Genomic DNA, 6518 nt, shown 5'->3' on the forward strand with positions numbered 1-6518 from the left:
CCTCGGCCCTACTTCGCCAGCAGCGGCTGGATCTTGGAGCAGACGCCGTCGAGTACGCCCTTGACGTCCGCGTCCGCCTTCCACAGCGGGTCGAGCGCGGCGCGCACCTGCTGGCTCAGCTCGGCCTGCCCGGAGTGGCTGGGCTTGACCGTGCCGTTGGTGATGCCGTCGATGACGACCTTCTGCAGCTGCTCCGGCTTGAGCTTCGGGTTCGTCTTCGCCAGCGTCTCGGCGGTCAGCTGGGACTGCCGCGGCGGCGGGAAGAACTGGGCCAGCTTCGCCGAGTTGGTGGGGTTGGTGAAGAAGGCCAGGAAGTCGGCGGCCTGCTCGGCGTGCGGGCTCTTCTTCATCACGCCGATGCCGGCCTGGCCGACCACCGCGTACGGGCCCTTCGGACCGGCCGGCAGCGGGACCAGGTCCCAGTCGAAGCCGTTCTCCTTCAGCAGCGAGGCGCGGGAGATCTGGGTGACGGTCATGGCCGCGTCACCGGCGAAGAAGTCGGCGGTCGTGCCCGGACCGGGCAGCGCCTTGCCGGTGAAGATCGCCTTGTGCAGCGTGGTCATCGCCTCGACCATCTCCGGGCTGTTGAACCCGCAGCTGCGGCCGTCCTCGCTCCACGCCTGGGCGCCCCAGCCGGTCCAGAACGTGGCCAGGTTGTCCCAGCCCTTGTAGTCGAAGTCGCGGACCACGAGCCCGGCCTTGCCCGACTTCGCGGCGGTGGCGCCGGCCGCGGCGAGCGCGGTGTCCCAGTTCCACTGCCCGGCCGCGATCAGCTCGGCCGGGGTCTTCTGCCCGGCCTTCTTGAGCATGTCGTTGTTGACGAACACGCCGAACGGCGAGGTCGAGAACGGGTACGCGAAGAGCTTCCCGTCGTTGCGCCACAGCTTCAGCGTGGCGGGGGACAGGTCGTCGTACTGGTAGCCGTCGGCCTTCTTCAGCGTGTCGTCGAGCGGGCTCAGCGCGCCGGAGGCGACGAAGTCCGGAGCCGAGTTCTCGAAGATCCACGCGAGGTCCGGCGCGTTGCCGCCGGCGATCTGCGTGGTGAGCGTCGTGGTGTAGTTCTCGAACGGCAGCGGATCGAACTTGATCTCCGCGACGTCCGGGTTGTTCTTGCGGTACTCGTCGGCGATCTCGTTGAACAGCTTGAGGTGCGCCTCGTTCGCCGACCAGACGGTCATCCGCAGGCTCGCCGGACCGTCGTCCTTGGCGTCGCCGCCACCGCCGCAGGCGGTCAGGGCGAGCACACCGGTCATGGTCGCCGCGACCAGGCCGGACAGTCTTCCGTATCTCACTTTCCTTCTCCTCACCGGGGGTTCAGTAGCCCGCGATCTGTGGCCAGCGGCATTCCACGCCGGCGGCCGAGATGCGGTCCGTGAATTCGGCCAGCAGGCGGGGGGTGCCGCGGACCGCGCGCGGGGACTCGCCCCGCGCAAGGCAGAAGTCGGCCAGCAGGCCGGCGACCTCACCGACGTTCCACTCGACCGGGTGCAGTCGGTAGCTGCCGTTGGTGATGTGCGTGGTACCGATGTTCTTGCCGGCCGGCAGCAGGTTCTCCATCCGCTGCGGGATGAGCGCGCCGAGCGGGATCTCGAACGGGCAGGAGCCGACGTCGATGTAGTTGTCGCCGCCGGTCGACGGGTGCAGGTCGATGCGGTACATGCCGACGCCGATCGAGTCGGGGTAGCTCACCGCGCCGTGCTCGCCGCGTACCGCCAGGGAGAGGTCCTGCTCGACCACCGTGTACTCGGCGCGGATGCGGCGCGACTCCCGGATGTAGGGCGCCTGCGCCAGCCCGTCGGGGCTGCCGGTCACGTCGCCGCGCAGCCGCAGCCCCGGGTAGCCGGTGCCGCCGTCGGGACGGGGCGCCTCGGTCTGCAGCCAGTACAGGACGGAGTACGACAGCTCGCGTGCCTGGGACAGGTGCCAGGACGCGTTCGGCACGTCGATGACCGGGCCCTCGAAGTAGTCGATCATCGGCCAGTTGACGAGCGTGATGTCGCTGCCGTACGCGCCGTCGACGAAGTTGCGCCGCGCCGCGATGCGCCGGAACGTCCACAGGTTGCCGTCGCCCGGGTTGAGCCGCTGGTCGGCGTTGACGCCCAGCGGGTCGTCGTCCGGGTTCGGCGTGAAGCTGCGCTCGACGATCTCCAGCGTGCGCGGGTGGGGTGACCGCCAGGACAGCAGCCGGTCGCCCCAGAAGTCCGGCTTGTAGTCGCGCCAGAAGTCGTACCCGGCGGGCCGGTCGATGGTGTGGTCGCCGTCGACGTGGTCCAGCGCGAAGCAGACGGACACCGCCTGCATGTTCAGCGGCTGCGCCTGCGCCGGCGCGCTCGGCTCACCGGTCTGCGCCTGCGACTCGAACCCGGTCACGTACTCGGTGCCGGTCAGTGGCAGCAGCTCACCGGTCTCGGTGGCGTCCAGGACGTACGGTGCCTCCACCTCGATCCGCTCGTCGCGGTCCCGGTGGGCGAGCGTGACGCCGGTGACCCGGTCGCCGTCGGTCTCGGCCGCGACCGGCCGGTACGGCTGCAGCACCGTCAGCCGCCCGGACCCCCGGTACGGCGCGAGCATCTGCTCCAGGACCGCGACCGCCACCCGGGGCTCGTGGCAGAGCCGGCTCACCCAGCCCGCGCCCGGGTTCAGGTCGGTCCACGCCCGGGACCGCTCGGTCAGCGGGTAGTGGCGGCGGTAGTAGTCGCGGATGCCGTCGCGCAACTCCCGGTAGCTCGCGGTGGCGCCGAACTGCTCGATCCAGGAGTGCTCGTCCGGCGGGACCGCCTGGCTGGTGAGCTGCCCGCCGAGCCAGTCGAACTCCTCGGTCAGGATGACGGACCGGCCGGCACGGGCCGCGGCCAGCGCCGCGGCGACACCGCCCAGTCCGCCCCCGACGACGAGGACGTCCGCACGCATTAGTACCACTTGCTTCCTTCCAGTTGCGCGGCCGGGCGTGTCAGCGCCGGTCGGCCGCCGATCCAGGGACGCCGAGGGTGTCGCCCTCGACGAGTTCGCAGGGCAGGAGCCGTTGCTGGAGGCCGCCGGCGCTGCCGTCGATGACGCCGGTCAGCACCTCGACGGCCTGGCGGCCCATCTCCTCGCGCGGGATGCGGAACCCGGTGAACGTGATGTCCGTGGGCACCGGGACGGTCGGGTCGCCGAGGGTCACGACGGACAGGTCACCGGGCACCGTCAGCCCCTTGCGGCGGGCGGCCGTCTCCAGCGCCACGGCGGTGGCGAAGTCCTCCACGAAGGCGACGGTGCTGCCGTCGGCCCGCAGGTCGTCCACTGTGGCGTCGGCGGTCTCCGCCGTCGCGGTGATCTGGCGGGCGCTGTCCGCGCCGGCCGCGCCGGCGTGGAAACCGCTGCGCCGGTCGTGCGAGGACTCGGCCGAGGTGCCCATGCCCACGTACGTCAGCCGCCGGTGCCCCAGCTCCACCGCCCGCTCGGCCAGCCGGTGGACCGCGCTGGCGTAGTCGGCGCCGACGTAGGGCACCGGGCCGCCGGCGTCGTCGCGGCGCCCGACGGCGACGTAGGGGAACCCGTCGCGGTTGAGCCGGAGCAGCTCCGCGCCGTCGATCTCCCGGCCGAGCAGGATGCAGCCGTCGGCCAGCCGCAGCCGGTTGTCCTGGTGGAAGATGCGCCGCCGGCCGTCCACCACCGGGGCGCTGGTGAACAGCAGCAGGTCGCAGCCGACCCGTTCGGCGTACTCCTCGATGCCGAGCAGGAACGGGTGGAAGAAGTCCCGGCTGCCGCTGGGGAAGGCCGGCTCGTAGGTGAAGACGCCGATGATCCGGTTGAACCCGGAGGCGAGGCGGCGGGCGGCCGGGTCGGCGGCGTATCCCGTCTCGGCGATGACCTGCAAGACCCGGTCCCGTGTCTCCGGCGCGATCCGGACGTCGGCGTCGGTGCGGTTGTTGAGCACCAGCGACACGGTCGCCTGGCTGACGCCGGCCATGCGCGCGATGTCACGCTGGGTGACACGCCTGGGGGGAGGGGTCACGTCGGTCCTTCCACTTCCGCTAATGCGTATTAGCGATCGGGTCGGGATGGAGCCTCTCTGCTCTCCCGGCGTCCTGTCAAGGGGTGGCCGGAAGATTTCCGTTCGATGAACTCCCTGATGTAATGCGGATTAGCAACCGCGCCCGCCGCTGCCCTGCGGTTGTTCGGGCGGGAATCTTGACAAGGGCCGACCGGGCGCGCGACAGTAGGCGGACCTCCGCGCTAATGCGCATTAGCGTGTCGTCGATCGTCCGCACGGATGATCGACGACGCTTGCTTCCCTACCCAGAGTGATGCCGGGTGCGGCCTCTGCCCGCCGCCACCCCGGGCATTACCGTTCTCATCGGACGGTCGTGGCGCCGTCGCGGCGTGGGCTGGACGGCCCGGCTGATCCGGGCCCGGGCGGCCACCGCCCGCCCGGTACGCGCCGAGGCGGGCTGACCTACACCTGGATGTCGAAGCGCTGCAGCACCGAGGGCGCGACCAGCCCCACCGCGGCCAGGACGGACAGGATCGTCATCGCGGTGCGCAGCACCACCGTCTCGGCCTTGCTGCCGGTACGCAGAGCGATCTTGTTGGGCAGGCCGATCATCGTCCACATCCGGCGTTTGATCGGGATGGGCCACAGGATCGGCACCCCGGCCCGGGTGATCATGTCGCCGAGGATGTGCACGAAACAGCCCACCCCGACCGCGAGGCCGATCATCGGATAGCCCCGGTCGCCGGGCAGGTTGGCGAACGTGAACCAGGCCGCGGCGGCGGACACCAGCGTGACCACCACCCAGCCCGCGCGCTCGGCCCACTTGTCGAACAGCCCGCGCAGCGCCAGGCCGATCATGAAGAAGAGGATTCCGACGACGGCCCACTTGCCGTAGTGGGCGCAGAGCGCGGTGGTGCCCCAGCCGACCAGCACGGTGAACGGGATGGTGTGGGTGAGCGTGCGGTGCCCGTTGTTGCGGCGCGGATCCTTGCTGAGCTTGGTGGCGTAGTAGACGCCGAGTGAGATCTTCTCCACCACCTCGGCGACGAAGAGGCTGACCACGCCGAACGTACGGGCCACGGTGGCGCCGCCCTGGTTGCGGGTGACCTTCCCGGACAGGTCGAGGTCGGGGAAGAGCGCACCGCCCGCGCAGACCGCAGTGCCCACCGCCAGCGCCAGCGGTGTCTGGTGGTAGTCCGCGAACTGGGCCATGGCCCAGGAGCCGGTCAGCCACACCGCCGCGCCCGAGAGCGCGTGGGACGGTCCCATCATCTCGGCTCGCCCTTCCCGAAGATCTTGATCCACGAAACTACGCCACTGTAGTCAGCCCGTGCGACAGCGGGGCATCAGCCGGACGGTCCACTGGGGAAGGGGTGCCGCGGACGCGCGACGGCGTACCGCTGCCACCCGGAATTATGGCGGGCCGGGCAGCCGGCGCCACGCCGACTGTCGGTGATGGGACGGGGTGCGGCTCAGCCCGCGGTACGGGTGGGCCGGACCGTGCCGAGGCTCGCCCGGATGACCGCGAACTGCTTCGACGCGTCCGCCCAGTCGGCGTCGGACGTGGTCAGCCCGAGCGTCCACCCGGCCCGCTGACCGGGCAGTACGCGCAACGCGCGCATCCGCTCGCCGTACGGCGCGGTCCACCGGCACTCCCACTCCGCGCCCGGACCGTCGGCGGCCAGCCGGATCTTCTCGTACTGCGGCAGCCGACCGGCGGAGGTCAGATCCCGCTCGGACGAGCGCAGCCGGCCCACCGGATCCCCACCCGGATACGGCTCGACGCCGAGGATGCGCCGGGTGGCCGGGTCCTGGAAGCAGGTCGTGTCGCCGGAGCGCAGCTGCAGCCACCCGGCGGGCAGGGCGATGTGGAAGCCGCCGGTGTCGGCGGGCCAGACCCAGCCGGCCGGCACGTTCACCGCCGGGTCCTCGGGAGGTGGGCCCTTGCGGACCGGCGTGCCCGTCACGTCCGGCCGGACGCAGGGGAACGGGGGAGGGGGCACGCCCGGGCCGCCGGGCTGATGATCCCAGGGCCGGGCGACGGCCTCGCCGGACCGGCGCGCCTCCGGACGGTCGTCGGCGCCGTCGGTGACCGCCAGCGCGGTGCCGACGCCGGTCGCCACGGCGAGCAGCACCGCGCCCACGGCGAGCCCCCAGCGTCGCAGCCGCTTCTGATCCTCGGCGTCGAGCGGCCGGTCCGGGGGGCGCGGAACGCCGGTGGGCGGGGGCGGGCCGGCCCGCAGCGCACCGCTGTCGGCGGGGCCGCTGTGGGCGACCGGGGCCGGGCGGGCGACCGGCGCCGCGTCCGGGCCGGGGATGCGCACCGGGCTCAGCGCGTCGGCGCGGGGCGCGGACTCGGGGCCGGTCGGGCTCCCCGGGTCGACGAAGCTGGTGAGGACCGTCGGGCCGAGGCTGACCGGACCCGAGCGGTCCGGGGCCGCCCGGGGCGGCTCCGCCGGCGTGGTCGCGGGGGACTCCGCCCGCTTCAGTTCGTCGGACCGGTCCCGCTGCGGCGGCTCCGGGCGGGGGCGCGGCGGTGGCT

General features: G+C 72.3%; 5 protein-coding genes and 1 pseudogene. 1 reads left to right on the forward strand and 5 read right to left on the reverse strand.

Features of this window, described 5'->3' with window-relative positions; genetic code table 11:
- Window positions 1–8: 8 nt before the first annotated feature.
- From KBX39_RS19360 to KBX39_RS19370, 3 genes are read right to left on the reverse strand one after another with little or no spacing between them, the layout of a single operon-like run.
- Window positions 9–1292 (reverse strand): ABC transporter substrate-binding protein, encoded by a 1284-nt coding sequence (locus KBX39_RS19360; RefSeq protein ID WP_043329780.1) that lies wholly within the window; start codon window positions 1290–1292, stop codon window positions 9–11.
- Window positions 1293–1314: 22 nt separating this feature from the next.
- Window positions 1315–2910: an FAD-dependent oxidoreductase gene (locus KBX39_RS19365; RefSeq protein ID WP_043329781.1), complete on the reverse strand. Its 1596-nt coding sequence runs from the start codon at window positions 2908–2910 to the stop codon at window positions 1315–1317.
- Window positions 2911–2950: 40 nt separating this feature from the next.
- Window positions 2951–3997 (reverse strand): LacI family DNA-binding transcriptional regulator, encoded by a 1047-nt coding sequence (locus tag KBX39_RS19370; protein ID WP_064445380.1) that lies wholly within the window; start codon window positions 3995–3997, stop codon window positions 2951–2953.
- Between the two features lie 299 nt (window positions 3998–4296).
- Between KBX39_RS19370 and KBX39_RS19375 the strand changes: the two genes are divergently transcribed.
- Complete coding sequence (locus KBX39_RS19375; RefSeq protein WP_157538970.1) at window positions 4297–4437, forward strand: hypothetical protein; 141 nt, start codon at window positions 4297–4299, stop codon at window positions 4435–4437.
- Window position 4438: 1 nt separating this feature from the next.
- Here the strand turns inward: KBX39_RS19375 and KBX39_RS19380 are convergent, their stop codons facing one another.
- Together KBX39_RS19380 and KBX39_RS19385 are read right to left on the reverse strand one after the other, a co-directional pair.
- Complete coding sequence (locus KBX39_RS19380) at window positions 4439–5248, reverse strand: metal-dependent hydrolase (RefSeq protein ID WP_043329783.1); 810 nt, start codon at window positions 5246–5248, stop codon at window positions 4439–4441.
- Between the two features lie 200 nt (window positions 5249–5448).
- Window positions 5449–6518, reverse strand: a pseudogene (locus tag KBX39_RS19385) (serine/threonine protein kinase); the annotation flags it as partial.

The sequence above is a fragment of the Micromonospora sp. D75 genome (genome assembly GCF_018070405.1).
In the GTDB taxonomy this organism is placed as follows: Bacteria; Actinomycetota; Actinomycetes; order Mycobacteriales; family Micromonosporaceae; genus Micromonospora; species Micromonospora chalcea.